The following is a 16,524-nucleotide window of genomic DNA, read 5'->3' as shown; positions in this document are numbered from 1 at the left end:
GGCCGGCCGAAACTTCCGGAACTGTCTTGACGCGTTTGGCGAGATCGTTACGATCTGCGCAATGACCCGCCCCGCTCCGGCCGACGTCCACCCCGCCTGGCTGCCACCCGACGTGTTCCGCGCGGTCGGTTCCCGGCACTGTCTCGTACTCGGCGACGGCGGGCTCGTCGACACGGTCGTCGCCGAGATCGAGCGGGCCTGCGCCGAGTACGGCGGCAGCCTCCGGCGGGAGACCGAGGGGTCGCCGCCGAGCCTCGTGCTCGCGCTGGTCCCGGCGATCGGTGACGGCGGCCCCGCCGACCTGGACGCCGTCCGCGCTGCCCTGGCCGACCTCGACGCGGCCGGTGGTGGCCCGCTCGGCGCGGAGGGATACGCGCTGGCCCGACCGGGTGCGGTCACCGTGCTGCTCGCCGACCAACCGGCCGGGCTGCTCTACGGTCTGTTCCACCTGGCCCGCCTCGGCGAGGCGGCGTTCGGCGCACCCCAGGCCGTGCAGGCGTACCGGCCGGCGATGCGTCGTCGGATGCTCGACCACTGGGACAACGTCGCCGTGCACCCGGTGATGGGGCAGGTCGAGCGGGGCTACGCCGGCGGGTCGATCTTCTGGCACGACGGCCAGCCCCGCCACGACCGCGACCGGATACGGGCGTACGCGCGGCTGCTGGCCGCGTGCGGGATCAACGCGGTGGCGGTGAACAACGTCAACGTCCACGCCACCGAGGCGAGACTGCTGACCGAGCGACTCGACGACGTCGCGCAGATCGCCGACGAGCTTCGCCCGTACGGCATCAGGGTGCACCTGTCGGTCACCTTCGCCGCGCCCGTCGTCCTCGCCGGGATGCCCACCGCGGACCCGCTCGACGACGCGGTGCGGGCCTGGTGGGCCGCGACCACCCGAGCGGTGTACGCCCGCATTCCCGACTTCGGCGGCTACGTGGTCAAGGCCGACTCGGAGGGGCAACCGGGTCCCTTCAGTTACGGCCGCGACCACGCGGACGGGGCGAATATGCTCGCCGGGGCGTTGGAACCGCACGGCGGCGTGGTGCACTGGCGAGCCTTCGTCTACAACCACCGGCAGGACTGGCGTGACCGTTCGACCGACCGGGCCCGCGCCGCCTTCGACCATTTCGCCCCGCTCGACGGCCGCTTCCGCGACAACGTCATCGTGCAGGTCAAGCACGGCCCGATGGACTTCCAGACCCGGGAACCCGTATCGCCGATGATCACTGCGATGCCGGGCACCCGGCTGGCGGTGGAGTTCCAGGTGACACAGGAGTACACCGGCCAGCAGCGGCACGTGTGCTACCTGGCTCCCTGGTGGAGCGAGCTGCTGCGGTTCGGCTGGGGCGACGACGGGCGTACCGTCGCCGACGTGGCTGCCGACGGCGGCGGGCTGGTCGCCGTCTCCAACGTGGGCGACGACCCGTTCTGGACCGGTCACCCGTTGGCCCAGGCCAACCTCTACGCCTTCGGCCGGCTCGCCTGGGATCCGCGGCTGCGGCCGGCGGAGGTGCTCGACGAGTGGATCGAGATGACCTTCCAGCCGGAGGCCAGCGCGGAACCCGAGCTGCTCCGCCGCACACTGCACGAGATCATGGACGACTCGTGGCGCACCTACGAGCGGTACACCGCCCCGCTGGGCGTGGGCTTCATGGTGCGGCCGCAGCACCACTACGGCCCCGACGTCGACGGGTACGAGTACACCCCGTGGGGCACGTACCATTTCGCCGATCGCGACGGCGTGGGGGTGGACCGGTCCCGGGCCACCGGCACGGGTTTCACCGGCCAGTACCCGCGGCCGTGGTCACGCGTGTACGAGTCGCCGGACACCTGCCCGGACGAGCTGCTGCTCTTCTTCCACCACGTGCCGTACGAGCATGTGCTGCACAGCGGACGCACCGTCATCCAGCACATCTACGACACCCACTTCGACGGGGTGGCCGAGGTGGAGGCGGCCTGCCAGCGATGGAAGTCGCTGGCCGGGCTGGTGGACGCGGACGTGCACGCCCGGGTCACCGAGCGGCTCGACGAGCAGCTGCGTTGCGCGCGGGAATGGCGTGACCAGATCAACGCCTACTTCCACCGCAAGTCCGGGGTGCCCGACGCGCATGGCCGCCCGCTGCACTGAGCCGGCCACCGGCCGGCCGCCTCAGGGTGCCTCGGCACGGTAGAAGGCGAACCGACCGAACCACGCCCTGCCCCGGCCGTTCTCCGAGACCCCGCTCAGGCCGGCGTCGACCAACGCGTCCAGCACCCGCTCGGGGAGGCTGGCGGCCACCCGGGCGTTGTGGTGAGCCAGTCCGCCTTTTCGCCCGGACGGCGTGCCGTCGACGTCGAGCACATGCAGTTCGCCGCCGGGACGCAGCACCCGTCCGACCTCGCGCAGCGCACGCGTACGCTCGTCGGCGTCCAGGTGGTGCAGCATGAACGCGGACAGCACCCGGTCGACGCTGTCGTCGGGCAGTGGTAGCGCGCCGGCGAACGCCTGCTCGTAGCGGATCGGGAGTCCGCTCCGGGCCGCCTTGCGGCGGGCCCGGCGCAGCGCGGCCGGGTCCGGATCGATGCCCAACGCGTCGGTGTCCGGCAGGCGACGTCCGAGCGCCGTCAGGAGGTTGCCGGTGCCGCAGCCGATTTCCAGGATCCGCTGACCGGCCCGGAGGTTCGCCCGGTCCATCAGTTGCCCGTGGAGACGCCCGACGCCCGCGAGGCGGGAGAACGGGTCGTAGAGCGGTAGCAGCCAGTGCTTGCCCATGCCGGGCAGGTACTGCTGCGAAGTGGCGGGGTGGGGTAGTTCGGTCATGCCACGCTCCGATATCAGATGGAGTTCGGTCGTACTCTCAGCCTCATGGAGCGAGGCACCGTGGACAATGGCGAAACTGTGGGCCGGATGCGACGAAGTTCGGTTCCGTCGCCCCGCACTGTCGGGGTGACCGGGCAGGGCGTGCCGGTCATCGGGTTCGGTCGGGTGCCCGGACTCGCGCCGGTCGCCGTGGCCCGGGTGCCCCACGGCACGCCGATCGTCGACCCGCCCCCCGCCGGTCCGCACACCCACGACTTCCTGGTGCTCTTCTACGCGCATCGGGCCCACGGGAGGCTGCTGATCGACGGCCGGAGGTGGACGGTGACCGACGGCGACCTCTTCGTCATCGCGCCGGGGCAGGTCGTCTCCTTCGTCGACGCGGTCGAGGAGACCGTCGCCGACGGTTGGGCGGCGTGGTTCCCGACGGACGTGGTGCGGCCCGGCATGCCCGGGGCCTACTCGTCGTGGCGGTCGCATCCGTTGCTCCTCCCGTTCGCCCGCGGCACCGACCGGGCTCAGCGACTGTGCATCCCGCCCTCGGAGCGGGCGGACTGGGTGGAGCGTTTCGTCGTGCTCGACGCCGAGTTGCGGGCCAGACGCGACGGTCACCAGGAGGCCGCCCTCGCCCACCTGACCCTGTTGCTGGTGGCCGCGGCCCGGCTGTCGACCGGCGTCGCCGATCAGCTGCGATCCGCGGATGAGCCGCTGCTCGCGGCCGTCTTCGACGCCATCGAGCGGCGTTACCAGGAGCCCATCTCGCTGGCCGATGTCGCCGCCGAACTGGCGCTCACCGCCGGGCACCTCACCACCGTCGTACGTCGCAAGACCGGCCGGACCGTTCAGCAGTGGATCGCGCAGCGCCGCATGCAGCAGGCCCGCCTGCTGCTCACCGACACCGACCTGACCGTGGCGGCGATCAGCCGCCGGGTCGGCTACCCCGACGTCAGCTACTTCATCAAACGCTTCCGGGCCGAGCACGGGGTGACACCGACCCGGTGGCGGGACGCTGGTCGGCCCGCCACAGAGTTCACCGAGCCCGAAGCAGCCCGCGGTCGGCCATGAACGCTCGCAGTGCCTCGTCGTCGTCGGCGGACATCAGCCGCCGCGGGATCACGGTGGCCGGCATCCGGCCGACGTACACGATCCAGAACTCACTGGTGTCGCCGACCCGGGTGACCCCGTCCCAGGCGATGCCGCCGGACTCCGAGCCGCTGCGCATCATGATGTTGTCGTCGGTGATGTCGTAGGCACCCTCGACGGCGTAGCCGCCGGAGCGGCGTCAGGCGCGTAGCCGCACCCAGGGCCAGTACAGCATCGCCAGCAGACCACCCATGATCATCGTGATCCAGAGCGGCGAACTCTGCTCGCCCCACGCGAATGCGCGCGAGACAGCGAGACCGATTGCCCCGATCGTCGCCAGGGCCACCCCGATGTAGCTGTACTTGCGCAGCTGAGCACCGCTGAGCGCGGCGGCCACCCGGCCCGGATAGGCGGGATCGGCTGGGACGTCGAAGCGGATGTGCACGCCAGCACCATAGTCTCCTCACCCGCCCTCGGTCGCTCTAAGCTCTCCGGAAGGCCGTCGAGGAGCGTGATGACGCAGAAGACCGACTTCAAGAAGACCGTCGACGCCTACCGGGCGCAACGGGGACGGTTCCGGATCGTGGACGTGCCCGACATGCGGTACCTCATGGTCGACGGCGGCGGCGACCCCAACACCTCGCCCGCCTTCACCGCGGCCGTCGAGACGCTCTACCCGGTGGCGTACAAGCTCAAGTTCGCCAGCAAGCGTGACCTCGGGCGCGACTACGTCGTCCCGCCGTTGGAGGGCCTGTGGTGGGCCGAGGAGATGGACGCCTTCACCACCCGGCGAGACAAGTCGCGGTGGCAGTGGACCCTGCTGCTGATGGTTCCGGACTGGATCGACCAGGCCATGTTCCACACCGCCGTCACGCAGGCCGGGGCGAAGAAGCCGCCAGCGCGCCTCGACGACCTCCGCCTGGAGAACCTGTCCGAGGGGCGATGCGTGCAGACGCTGCACGTCGGCTCCTTCGACGACGAAGCGGACGTGCTCGCGACGCTGCACCACGAATTCATCCCCGGCCAGGGGCTCCGCCTCGCCGGCAAGCACCACGAGATCTATCTCAGCGACTTCCGCCGGGTCGCCCCCGAGAAACAGCGCACGATCCTCAGGCAGCCGGTCACCGGCGTATGACGTTCGGGGAGGTGGTCAGGTCTGCGGTTCGACCCGGTCGCCCTCGCGGATCACGACGACGCCGCCGGGGGCGAGTCGCAGCGGGCCACCGGGCTCGACCCGGGCACCGGTGAGCAGATCAACGCCGGACACGGTGGCGGTCACCTCGACCGCGCCGGTGTCGTACCCAGGAGACACCGCGCTGATCGAGCGCGGTGCCGACGTACCAACCGTGGCCCGCGGCGTCTCCTGTTGCTCGCTACTGCGGGCTCGGCACGCTCACTGCTCGCGCTCGTGGGTGAACTCCATCCGGATGAGGTCGATCATGGGCGCGCCGCCGCGGACCAGCGCCAGCGCCAGCACCGAGCCGAGCGCGGCGAGCGCCGCCTCCGAGGCGACCACGGTGAGCGCCGTCGCCGCGACCAGCAGCAGCGCGGTGCCGACAGCGACGACCGGGGTACGCAGCACGAAGTACCCGGCCAGCCGGAACACGTCGCGCAGCCGGAACGTGAACAGCGACGTGATCACCAGTGCGTTGACCCCGATCACGGACACCGCGGCGCCGATCAGCACCAGCGGCACGGCCCACCATCCGGGCACCCCGGCCGCCGGCAGGTTGACCAGGTTGACCGCGATGACGGTCAGCCACAGCAGCGTCGGCACCCAGACCAGCAGCGAGCCGCTCAGGTTGGCCCGGTAGCCGCGCCAGTACAGCCGCCACGGGTGCAGTTCGGTCAGGTCGAGGCGCTGCCGGTGCAGGGTGTACAGCGCGGCGGAGAACGCCGGGCCGAGTGGCACCGCACAGACGGCGACCAGCGGCAGGTTGCTGACGTGCCGTTCCAGCGCGAAGAGCGCGACCAGGCCGGGGGCCGCGCAGACCAGCAGCAGCAACTCGACCACGAGCAGCGTGTAGATCAGCGCCGCGCCCCGCGACAGCGGGCCGGCGCCGAACTCCCGACGGGCCGCGGTGCTCACCTGGGCTCCCCGCCCAGCAGTCGTCGCTCGTCCCACCACGGCGGAGTCTCGTCGATCACCGGGGTCACCTCGGCCAGGGTCACCTCGTGCCGGCCCAGGTGCAGGTCCAGTTCGACGCGTCCGGACGTGACGGGCAGCGAGGCGTGCCCCCGGGCCGGCTCGGCCGCCTGCCGCAGGACGTCCAGTTGGCCGGCGGTGGGGGAGGGCGGTCGGCCCAGCTCGCACCACGCCCGCCACGCGTTGCCGACCTCCTCGCTGACCGAGGAGCGCAGCAGGAAGGCGGTCCGGGCGGTCGCGTCGGCGACCGGCAACGACAGGCGTACGGTGTGGCCGTCCACCGGGTCGCGGCCGGTGACGTCGACCGGCGCCCAGGCCAGCACGGCGATCCGGCCGGCGTCGTCGCGGGTGACCAGGTGGTCCGCGCCCCGGGCCAGGATCTGCCCGCCCAGCCGGTTCATGAAGGCGTACAGGTGAAAGGTGGGCTTGCGGATCTGGCGATGGGTGAGCAGACCGAAGCCGCCGTGGAACAGCGTGGTCGGGACGCCGACCTCCTCGAACACGTCGCTGAAGGTCCAGTACGCGAAGGAGTCGACAAGGTCGCCACCGCCAGCCAGCACCGGGGCGAGGTAGGCGGCGTGGAAGGCGGTGTCGTGGATCGGATTGTCCGGCCGGTAGGAGCTGTTGAACTCCGTCACGTGCACCGGCAGGTCCGCCAGCGCGGTGCCGGCGAGCAGCCGTCGAGGGCTGGCGAACTGGTCGAGCAGCCGCTGCGCCGGGGCGAGGGTCTGGTGGACGCCGAACGGCACGTGCTGAGCCGGGCCGGAGGTGTACGCGTGCCGGCTGACGAAGTCGATCGGCACCGAGCGGTCGGCGACGAAGTCGGCGAACCGGGGCAGCCACCCGTCATCGGCGCCGGGGGAGAGCGCCGGACCGCCGACCTGGAGGTCGGCGTCGACGTCCTTGACCGCGTGCGCGGTCACCTCGTACAGCCGGTGGTAGGCGTCGGCGTCGGCGTCCTGCCAGAACTCCTTGAGGTCCGGCTCGTTCCACACCTCGATCGGCCAGCCGCGCACCTCGTCCAGGCCGTACCGGTCGACGAGGTGGCCGACGGTGGCCCGGACCAGGTCGGCCCACTCGGTGTGCGACCGGGGCGGGGTGACGTTGCCGCGCCACCAGAACACGGTCTGCTCGCCGCTGGCCAGGCCCGACGGCATGAACCCCAGCTCCACGAACGGCCGGATGCCCAGGTCCAGGTAGGCGTCGATCACCTGGTCGACGTAGCCGAACGCGTGCCGGACGTGCCGTTGTCCCCGGTACTCGTACGGCCGGTGCACCCCGACACCGTCGCTGAGCAGGCCGTGCCCCCGGATGTGCCGGAAGCCGATCTCGCGCTGGACCAGGGCCAACGAGTCCTGGTAGTCGCGCCGCAGCGCCAGGTCGAACCGGCCGGTGCCGACGGCGAAACGCCACGCGTCGGAGAGCCGCCCGCAGGGCTGATCGGCAACGGTGATGCGCATCGTCGTCCTCTTGCTCGGTGCGGTGGTGGAAAGGGTGGCCGGTCCGGTCGCGCCGACACGACCGGACCGGCCACGTCTGCTAGTTGTTCTTTTCCTGGTAGCGCTTGTACGCGTTGTTGACCGTCTCCAGGTAGGCGTCCATGTTCTTGCTCTTCAGCTCCGCCACGTACGCGTCCCACTGGGCGAAGTCACGCTGCCCGAGGATGAACTGGAGCGTCGCCTGGTAGACGTGGTCCTTCAGCGGGGTCTCCCAGAGCGACACCTGCTCCCGCTCCTCGTCGGTGAGCGGGTACGGCGGCGGCGGCGACTTCGGCGCCCGAGCGTTCATCACCTGCTGGAACTCCTGCTCCTCGGGGGAGAAGAACGCCTGCACCAGCTCGGGCTTGCCGCCGTAGGCGAACACCCCGTTGCCGAAGCCGAAGTCCTTCTGGAGGTGCTTGGGCGCGCCGGGGTTGAGGCCGATCATGTCGACGTCGGATGCGAGGGTGTGCTTGCCGGAGCCGTCCTTGACGAAGGTAGTGCCCTCCACGCCCCACTTGGCGAACTCCTGGCCCTCGTCGGAGTACCAGAGCCAGTCGACGAACTGCATCATCGCCACGAAGTTCTTGCTCTCCCGGGCCTTCGAGGAGATCATCATGCCGTTCTCGAGCCGGCTGGCCGGGTTGATCTCGCCGGCCGGTCCGACCGGCAACGGGATCTTGGTGATCTTCGCCTTCGGGTTGGTCGCCGCCAGATCCGGCCGGTAGTCGTTGACCAACGTCTGCGCGTTGGTGCTGATCACAAAGGACTTGCCGTTGGCGAGCTTCTGCCGGGCGAGATCATCGGCCTGGGTGAAGCTCTCCGGGTCGAGCAGCTTCTCCGCCACCAGCTTGTTGAGGTACTCGAGCATGTGCCGGTAGTGCTCGGAGGCGCCGGTGTACTCGAACTGCTGCGCCTGCGCGTTCCAGCTGACGTGCTGGAAGTTCCAGCCCGCGCCCTCCAGGCCGTGCGACACGGCCAGCAGGTTCAGCAGGTTGCCGGCGGGGTTGGGCTGGCTGAACCGGTCGGAGAACGGGTAGACGTTCGGGTACTTCGCCTTCATCGCCTTGAGCATGGTGTAGACGTCGTCCCAGGTCTTGGGGACCTCCAGGTTCAGCTCTTCGAGGATGTCGGTGCGGACCGCCAGCGAGTAGTCGTGCCAGGGCTTCTCGTGCAGGCCCGGCAGCAGGTAGAACTTGCCGTCCTGCTGGCGCAGCGTGTCCATCTCAGCCTTCAGGTTCCACTTCTCGATCTTGTCCTTGAAGTTCGGCATCAGATCGAGGTAGTCGCTGACCGGCAGGATCGCCCCGGACGAGACGTACGCGTGCACGTCCGGCGGATACGTCTTGGGGATGAGCAGCGGGGCGTCGCCGGCACCGATGAGCAGGCTGCGCTTCTGGTTGTAGTCGCTCAGCGGCACGGAGACCTTTTCGAGGCTGACGTTCGTCCGGGACTTCAACTCCGTCCAGAACAGCCAGTCCTCCTTGAGCGGATAGTTCGGGTGGTTGTTGTAGAGGACGGAGAAGGAGAGCGGTTCGGTGGCCTTGAACTGGGTGCCGACTGCGTAGTTCTCCATCGCGCCGGCCCGGTTCTCCGACAGGTCCTCGGCGTCGGAGGGGTCGTCACCACACGCGGTGACGCTGGTGAGGGCGAGCAGCGCGGCAGCGGCTGCCGCCGCGTGACGCCACGATCTGCGGAACATGGCGGGATCCTTTCAACTTGGTGGTGGCAGGGGTGGGTGCGCTGGTCAGCCCTTCACCGCGCCGAGCATGATGCCCCGGACGAAGTACCGCTGGACGAAGGGATAGACCAGGAGGATCGGCAGGGTGGTGAGCACGATGGTGACGGCCTTGAGCGTCGCCTCCGCCTGCACCTCGTTGGCCTCGGTGATCGCCCCGACGTTCTCCGCGCCGGTGGCACCGGCGATCAGGTTGCGCAGGTACACGGTGACCGGCCACAGCTCCTGCCGGTCCATGTAGAGGAACGCGGCGAACCAGGAGTTCCAGAAGGCCACGGCGTAGAAGAGCACCATCGTGGCGACGATGGCCTTCGACAGCGGCAGCACGATCCGCAGCAGGATGCCGTACGTGTTGAGCCCGTCGACGGCGGCGGCCTCCTCCAGTTCCACCGGCAGGCTCTCGAAGAACGCCTTCATCACCAGCAGGTTGAACACGTTGATCGCGTTGGGCAGGGCGATGGCCCAGACGCTGTTCTTCAGCCCCAGGCTGGTGACCAGGACGTAGTTGGGGATCAGCCCACCGGTGAAGAACATGGTGAAGACCGCGATGCCGACCAGCGCGCTGCGACCCTTGAGCTGTTTCTTGGACAGCACGTAGGCGTAGCAGGTGGTCATCACGATTGAGATGACCGTGGCGGTGACCGTGTAGAACACGGTGTTGCGGTAGTTCGTCCAGAACATCGAGTCGGACATCAGCAACTGGTAGGTGTCCAGGGTGAAGCCGCGCGGTACGAGGTTCACCTGGCCGGCGATGATGTACGACTCGTGACTCATGGACCGGGCGACGATGTTGACGAACGGGTAGAGCGTCACCACCACCACGAGGGTCAGGATGATCCCGTTGACGACGCGGAACGCCCGGTAGCCGCGGGTCTCCTGGATGCCGCGTCGACGGGGACGGGGCGCGGTCCCGGTCGGCCGCTGGCCGGCGTCGATGGTCACCACAGGCTCGTCCCCACCGTGCGGCGGGCGATCAGGTTCGCCGACAGCACCAGGATCAACCCGATCACCGCCTCGAACAGCCCGATCGCCGCGGCGTAACTGAAGTTGCTGGACGCGAAGCCCATCCGGAACAGGTAGGTGGACAGGACGTCGGCGGTCGGATAGGTCAGCGGGTTGTACAGCAGCAGGATCTTCTCGAACCCGACCGCCATGAAGGTGCCGATGTTGAGGATCAGCAGCGTCACCATCGTCGGCCGGATGCCGGGCAGCGTGACGTGCCAGGTCTGCCGCCAGCGACTCGCGCCGTCGATCCGGGAGGCCTCGTAGAGGTCCTCGTCGATGGTGGTGAGCGCGGCCAGGTACAGGATCGTGCCCCAGCCCACGGTCTGCCAGACCTCGGACGAGACGTAGATGGTGCGGAACCACTCCGGTCGTTGCAGGAACGGGACCGCCTCGCCGCCACCGGCGCGGACGAGCTGGTTGACCGTGCCGTCCATGGACAGCAGCTGCATGACGATGGCCGCCACGATCACGATGGACAGGAAGTGCGGCAGGTAGGAGACGGACTGCACGAACCGCTTGAGTTTGCGGGCTCGCACCTCGTTGAGCAGCAACGCCAGCACGATGGGCAGGGGGAAGCAGAACAGCAGGGTGAGCGCGCCCAGCACCAGGGTGTTGGTGAAGACGTTCCAGAACGTCGGGTCGTTGAGGAACATCTTGAAGTAGCGCAGCCCGACCCAGTACTCGCCGAAGATGTTGCCGCCGGGCTGGAACCGCCGGAAGGCGATCACGTTGCCGAGCATCGGCAGGTACCGGAAGATCAGGAAGAACAGCAGCGGCAGGATCGCCAGCGAGTAGAGCTGCCAGTCCCGCCGCAGTGCCCGACGCCAGGTCTGGCGGGTGGCCCGCGGCGGCGGGTTCGGTGTCGCCGCGTCGGGGGCGGACGCCGACGGCGTCAGCGTGGTCGTGCTGCTCATGGCCGGCTCCGCGGCGCGGGCACGGCGACGGGCTCGACGCGTACCCGGGACACCAGCTCACGGTGGTGACCGACCTCGCGCTCGTCGCCCACCAGCCGCAGTGCCAGGCTCGCCACCACGTCGTCGCTGGAGCGGCCGAGCCGCAGCTGCACCTCACCGGGTTCGACCACACGCCGGCCGTGCACGCCGGTGAACGAGGTGACGTCGGCGGGGACCACGAAGCTGACCCGCGCCGCCTCGCCCGGCTCCACCGGTACCCGGGTGTAGCCGATCAGGCGGACCACCGGGCGGGTGGTCTGCGCCACCGGATCGTGCAGGTAGAGCTGAACGACCTCGGTGCCGGCCCGGGCCCCGGTGTTGCGGACCGTGACGCCGACCGTCACCTCACCGTCGACCGGCCAGGCCGCCGGCTCACCGGGGATGATGCCGTTCGGCGTCTCGGCCACCTCGGCGTCACTCCACTCGAAGGTGGTGTAGCTGAGACCGTGACCGAAGGGGAACGCGGGTGTCGGGTCGACCGACGACACGTCCGTGCGTCCACCCAGGATGGGAGTGAGGTAGGTGCCGGGGAGACCACCGGCGTGCCGGGGCACGCTGACCGGCAGCCGTCCTGAGGGGTCGACCGCGCCGGTCAGAATCTCCGCCAGCGCCTCGCCGCCGAGCTGGCCGGGGAAGAAGGCCTGCACGATGGCGGCGGCGCCGTCCACCTCAGCGCCGAGGGCGTACGGCCGACCGGAGAGCACCACCAGGACCACCGGGGTGCCGGTGGCCAGGACCGCGCGTACCAGTTCGCTCTGTACCCCGGGCAACCGTAGGTCGACCGCGTCGCAGCCCTCGCCGGAGGTGCCGCGGCCGAACATGCCGGCTCGGTCGCCGACGGCCAGGACGCAGACGTCGGCGTCGGTGGCCGCGCGGACCGCCGCGGCGATACCGGTGGTGTCGTCCCCGGTGATGCCGGTCCCCGGCACGTGGATGAGCTGCGGATGCCGCCGCTTGAGCGCCTCGTGCAGGGACGGGATCTCGACCCCGACGCCGTGCTCGGGGTACTGCACGCCCACGTGCAGCGGGAACGAGTAGCAGCCGAGCATCGCCATCGGGTCGTCCGCGACCGGACCGACCAGGGCGACCCGTCGCCCGGCGGCGAGCGGCAGCAGCCCGTCGCGGTTGCGCAGCAGGACGACGGACTGGCGGGCCAGCCGTAGGGCGGCGCCGCGACCGGCCTCGTCGTCGAGTCGCAGCTCGTCGACGTCGGCGGGCAGCTCCCGCCAGTCCTCGTCGAGCAACCCCAGTTCGATCTTCTGGATCAGCACCCGCCGTAGGGCGCGGTCGACCAGTGCCTCGTTCACCTCGCCCGAGCGCACCGCCGCCGCCAGCGGCGCGCCGTAGGCGTCCACCGTGGGCAGTTCCACGTCGATGCCCGCCCGCAGGGCCAGCCGCGCGGCGTCGGCGGCGTCGGCGGCGACGCCGTGCAGGGTCTCCAGGAAACGGACGGCGAAGTAGTCGGCGACCAGCACCCCGTCGAAGCCCCACTGCTCGCGCAGCGTCCGCGTGAGCAGGTCCTCGTCGGCGGCGGCGGGCACGCCGTCGATCTCGGCGTACGAGTTCATCACCGACCGCGCCCCACCGAGCCGCAGGGCCATCTCGAACGGCGGCAGGATCACGTCGGCAAGCTCCCGGCGTCCCATCGCCGTCGGTGCCAGGTTCCGCCCTCCCCGGGAGGCCGAATAGCCGGCGAAGTGCTTCAACGTGGCCACCACACCGGCCCGCTCCAAGCCGCGCACGTACGCCGCGCCGATCGTGCCGACCAGGTAGGGGTCCTCACCGATCGTCTCCTCGGTGCGCCCCCAGCGGTAGTCGCGGGTCACGTCCAGTACCGGAGCCAGTCCCTGGTGGACGCCGGCGGCCCGCATCGACCGGCCGATCAGCCCGGCCATCTCCTCCACCAGGTCCGGGTCGAAGGCCGCACCCCAGCTGAGCGGTGCCGGATACACCGTGGCCCGCCAGGCGGCGAACCCGGTGAGGCACTCCTCGTGCACCTGGGCCGGAATACCGAACCGACTCGCCGCGACGATCTGCGCCTGGGAGGCGGCCAGGGACCGCGCGCCGAGCACCGGATCGACCGGCGCGGTGCCGAACGGCCGGGTCAGCTGCCCCAGACCATGCCGGATCGCGTCCGGCCATGGCGGAGTGTGCTCCACCATGTCGGTCTGATGAGGAGCGACGCCCTCGCCGGAGGCGTCCGCGCCGACCCAGAGACCGACCAGTTGAGCGAGCTTCTCCTCCAGCGACATCAGCGGGATGAGCGCGTCGGCCCGTTCGTCCGGTCGCAGCTTCGGATCACGCCACCGATCGGCGTGGGGGAACGCCAATCGGTCGTCGACGGGCAGCTGACTTGTCATGCGAACCCCTCCGGCCGGGTCCGGGAGGTCCTCCCGGCAGGCCACGCCGACCGCCGTGGAACACGGCGATTATCGAAATTTTCGGAAACCAGTTCGGCACCTGTGTCGGGAACCTAAGGGCGACGACAGAGCATGTCAAGGGCCCTGGAAGAGACTGTTCAAGCCGTGCTTGTCGCGCTGGTAAGCGATTGCCTACATTCATGGGGGCGAGTCGCCGCCATCGACTCAGGTCACCTTCAACCGGTCCGCGACGTGTTACAGTCTCCGAAATTTTCGGGCCCTTGTTGCAGAGGATCGGATGGCAGAGAAGCGTTCGCCGGCAGCGCTCGGCTCCGCGACCATTGCGACCATCGCGAGAGAGGTCGGTGTCTCTTCGGCGACGGTCTCCAAGGTCCTCAACGGACGATCGGACGTCGCCGCCGGAACCCGGGCGCGGGTCGAGGCGAGCCTGCAACGGCACCGATACCGCCGTCGTGCCCGCCGTGCGCCCGGCGAGGGACAGATCGACCTGGTCTTTCACGAGTTCGGCTCCGACTGGGCCCTGGAGATCATCAGGGGCGTCGAGGCGGTCGCCGCCGTGACCGGGGTGAACGTGGTGCTGTCGCAGCTCAGTGCCGCCCGCCGGCCGCCACAGTCCTGGGTCGACGCGGCGATCGCCCGGCGCCCGCTCGGGGTGGTGCTGGTCATGTGCAACCTCACCGACCAGCAACGGCAGCAGCTACAGCGCCAGTCGATCCCCGTCGTCGTGGTGGACACCGACAGCGCCAGCGTGGCCTCCGTACCCACGGTCGGCTCGAACAACTGGAACGGCGGGCTGATCGCCACCCGGCACCTGCTGGATCTCGGGCACCGCCGGATCGCCGTCATCTCCGGCCCACGGGACGTGCTCTGCGCCCGGGCCCGCACGGCCGGCTTCCGCTGCGCCCACGAGGAACTCGGTGTCCCGGTCGACGCCACGCTGGTCCGGCACGGCAACTTCCACCTCGACGCCGGCTACACGCACGGCATCGAGTTGCTGAGCCGGCCGGACCGGCCTACGGCGATCTTCGCCGGTTCCGACCTGCAGGCGTTGGGGGTGCTGCGGGCGGCCCGGCAGCTAGGCGTCGACGTCCCCGGCGAGCTGTCGGTGGTCGGCTACGACAACCTTCCGCTCTCCGCCTGGGTCGGTCCGGCCCTGACCACAGTGAACCAGCCGCTGCGCGACATGGCCGGCACCGCCGCCCAGATGGTGCTCGATCTCGCTCGCGGCAACGCCCTGCCCACCAGCCGGATAGACCTGGTCGCCGAGCTGGTGATCCGGGAGAGCACCGCACCACCCCGACATCCCTGACCGAGCCGTTGCGAGGAGCCATGCCTCTGTTCGACCTGCCGCTGGACCAGTTGCGGCAGTACGCACCCGCCGTGACCGAGCCTGCCGATTTCGACGAGTTCTGGCGGTCGACCCTTGACGCGGCGGCACAGTCACCGGTGCTGCTCGACGTCCGACCCGAACCCACCGACCTGCCTCTGGTGGACAGCTGGGACGTCACCTTCGCCGGCTTCGCCGGTGATCCGGTGCGGGCCTGGTACAACCGACCCGCCGGGGTGGACAGCGCACTGCCGGTGATCGTGGAGTACGTCGGCTACGGTCGCGGCCGAGGGTTGCCGCACGAACGCCTGACCTGGCCGGTCGCCGGGTACGCGCACCTGCTCATGGACGCGAGGGGACAGTCCGGCCAGTACGGCACCGGGGACACCCCAGACCCGCACGGCGAGGCACCCGGCGGGCCGTCCCCGGTGACCCGGGGCATCCTGACCCCGCAGGGCTACTACTACCGCCGGCTTATCACCGACGCGGTTCGCGCGGTGGATGCCGCGCGTGCCCTGCCGGGAGTCGACCGGCACGGCGTGATCGTCGCCGGCAACAGCCAGGGCGGCGGGTTGGCCCTGGCGGTCGCCGGGCTCGACACCGAACTCGCCGCCGTGCTCACCACCGCGCCGTTCCTCTGCCACATGCAACGGGCCATCGAGATCACCGACGTCGGCGTGTACGGCGAGATCGTCAACTATCTCGCGGTCAATCGCGAAGCGGAGCCGGCCGTGCGGCGAACCCTCTCCTACGTAGACGGGGTCAGCTTCGCCCGGCGGGCGGTCGCGCCGGTGCACTTCGGCGTGGGGCTGCGCGACCTGGTCTGCCCCCCGAGTACCGCGTTCGCCGCCTACAACCACTACGGCGCCGCCACCGGTGGTCCGCTGCCCGAGCGGGCGATGCACGTGTACCCGTTCAACGGGCACGAGCACGGCGACGCCACCCACGTGCGACGACAGCTGCGCTGGCTGGCCGACATCATCGGCGAGGCGATCCCGCACCGGTCGGGGCGGCCGAAACTTTCGGTGACCGCGATCTCGCCGGCATGACCGCATTCCCCGTGGCGCGCCGCGGGCACCGGAGACGGACCGTGACCCGGTCGACGGGTGAAAGTGTGCCTTGCCGCGTTGAGCTTTCGGGCCTGTTTCGATACTGTTTTCGATACAACAGCCTCGATCTACTCACGATGGTCGGCTGAAGCACCGGCCGACGCGGCATCCGGGCGACCGCGTCGGTGACGGTAGAGCCATCGTGTTGGGCAGTAGTCGGGGCCGGCTTCTCATCAGCACGGCTTCGTCGAAAGGCTCATGCCATGAACAACGCCCTCGCCCGCGCCAGCGGGCGTCCGGCTTCCCGACTGCGATCGCGTGCGGCGCTGGTCTCGGCCGCGGTCGGTCTCGCCCTCGTCGCCACCAGCGTGGTGGTGACCTCCAGTGCCCAGGCTGCCGAGACCACGCTCGGTGCGGCTGCCGCTCAGTCGGGTCGGTACTTCGGTGCCGCGGTGGCGGCGAACAAGCTGTCCGACTCCACCTACGTCGGCATCCTGAACCGTGAGTTCAACTCGGTCACGGCCGAGAACGAGATGAAGATCGACGCGCTTGAGCCGCAGCAGGGGC

The 16,524-nt window shown here is 70.0% G+C and carries 14 protein-coding genes and 1 pseudogene; 6 read left to right on the top strand and 9 right to left on the bottom strand.

Translation table 11 applies throughout. The features are described 5' to 3' along the window. Window positions 1-61 precede the first annotated feature (61 nt). Window positions 62-2,128, top strand: coding sequence for an alpha-glucuronidase (locus SM447_RS19430; protein WP_474574248.1), 2,067 nt, complete (start codon window positions 62-64; stop codon window positions 2,126-2,128). A 21-nt stretch (window positions 2,129-2,149) separates the two neighbouring features. Here the strand turns inward: SM447_RS19430 and SM447_RS19425 are convergent, their stop codons facing one another. Beyond that, on the bottom strand, window positions 2,150-2,800 hold the full coding sequence (locus tag SM447_RS19425) for a class I SAM-dependent methyltransferase (RefSeq protein ID WP_474574247.1): 651 nt from the start codon (window positions 2,798-2,800) through the stop codon (window positions 2,150-2,152). Between the two features lie 141 nt (window positions 2,801-2,941). On the opposite strand from SM447_RS19425, the gene SM447_RS19420 reads away from it, so the two are divergent. After that, window positions 2,942-3,862: a helix-turn-helix transcriptional regulator gene (locus SM447_RS19420; protein ID WP_474574485.1), complete on the top strand. Its 921-nt coding sequence runs from the start codon at window positions 2,942-2,944 to the stop codon at window positions 3,860-3,862. On the opposite strand, the pseudogene SM447_RS19415 reads toward SM447_RS19420, so the two are convergent. Beyond that, a pseudogene (locus SM447_RS19415) lies at window positions 3,828-4,325 on the bottom strand (YcxB family protein). The gene SM447_RS19420 and the pseudogene SM447_RS19415 overlap by 35 nt on opposite strands. Window positions 4,326-4,394: 69 nt before the next feature. On the opposite strand from SM447_RS19415, the gene SM447_RS19410 reads away from it, so the two are divergent. Next, the gene (locus SM447_RS19410; protein ID WP_474574246.1) at window positions 4,395-5,015 is read left to right on the top strand and encodes a GyrI-like domain-containing protein; all 621 of its coding nucleotides are present in this window, start codon (window positions 4,395-4,397) and stop codon (window positions 5,013-5,015) included. 15 nt (window positions 5,016-5,030) lie between these two features. Here SM447_RS19410 and SM447_RS19405 read toward each other — a convergent pair whose 3' ends face one another. The 7 genes from SM447_RS19405 to SM447_RS19375 all read right to left on the bottom strand — a co-directional run bounded on the left by SM447_RS19405 (window position 5,031) and on the right by SM447_RS19375 (window position 13,560). After that, a complete protein-coding gene (locus SM447_RS19405; protein ID WP_474574245.1) occupies window positions 5,031-5,192 on the bottom strand; it encodes a hypothetical protein in 162 nt (53 codons plus the stop codon). An 81-nt stretch (window positions 5,193-5,273) separates the two neighbouring features. Beyond that, window positions 5,274-5,969 carry a DUF624 domain-containing protein gene (locus tag SM447_RS19400; protein WP_474574244.1) on the bottom strand — a complete coding sequence of 232 codons (696 nt, stop codon included), beginning with the start codon at window positions 5,967-5,969 and terminating at the stop codon, window positions 5,274-5,276. After that, a complete protein-coding gene (locus tag SM447_RS19395; protein ID WP_474574243.1) occupies window positions 5,966-7,486 on the bottom strand; it encodes a GH39 family glycosyl hydrolase in 1,521 nt (506 codons plus the stop codon). The genes SM447_RS19400 and SM447_RS19395 overlap by 4 nt, the downstream gene beginning before the upstream one ends. A 79-nt stretch (window positions 7,487-7,565) precedes the next feature. After that, window positions 7,566-9,206, bottom strand: coding sequence for an ABC transporter substrate-binding protein (locus SM447_RS19390; RefSeq protein WP_474574242.1), 1,641 nt, complete (start codon window positions 9,204-9,206; stop codon window positions 7,566-7,568). Window positions 9,207-9,251: 45 nt separating this feature from the next. Beyond that, window positions 9,252-10,184: a carbohydrate ABC transporter permease gene (locus tag SM447_RS19385; RefSeq protein ID WP_474574241.1), complete on the bottom strand. Its 933-nt coding sequence runs from the start codon at window positions 10,182-10,184 to the stop codon at window positions 9,252-9,254. After that, entirely contained in the window at window positions 10,181-11,161 is a 981-nt protein-coding gene (locus SM447_RS19380; protein ID WP_474574240.1) for an ABC transporter permease, read from the bottom strand. The genes SM447_RS19385 and SM447_RS19380 overlap by 4 nt, the downstream gene beginning before the upstream one ends. Further along, window positions 11,158-13,560 carry a beta-xylosidase/alpha-l-arabinosidase gene (locus tag SM447_RS19375; protein WP_474574239.1) on the bottom strand — a complete coding sequence of 801 codons (2,403 nt, stop codon included), beginning with the start codon at window positions 13,558-13,560 and terminating at the stop codon, window positions 11,158-11,160. Before SM447_RS19375 ends, SM447_RS19380 begins: the two co-directional genes overlap by 4 nt. Before the next feature lie 298 nt (window positions 13,561-13,858). On the opposite strand from SM447_RS19375, the gene SM447_RS19370 reads away from it, so the two are divergent. The 3 genes from SM447_RS19370 to SM447_RS19360 all read left to right on the top strand — a co-directional run. Beyond that, window positions 13,859-14,890, top strand: coding sequence for a LacI family DNA-binding transcriptional regulator (locus tag SM447_RS19370; protein WP_474574238.1), 1,032 nt, complete (start codon window positions 13,859-13,861; stop codon window positions 14,888-14,890). A gap of 20 nt (window positions 14,891-14,910) precedes the next feature. Next, on the top strand, window positions 14,911-15,957 hold the full coding sequence (locus tag SM447_RS19365) for an acetylxylan esterase (RefSeq protein WP_474574237.1): 1,047 nt from the start codon (window positions 14,911-14,913) through the stop codon (window positions 15,955-15,957). Window positions 15,958-16,220: 263 nt separating this feature from the next. Then, a partial coding sequence (locus tag SM447_RS19360; protein ID WP_474574236.1) for an endo-1,4-beta-xylanase occupies window positions 16,221-16,524 on the top strand: 304 nt, incomplete at its 3' end.

Source organism: Micromonospora aridisoli (genome assembly GCF_056150025.1).
This window is presented reverse-complemented; position numbering and strand designations above follow the sequence as displayed.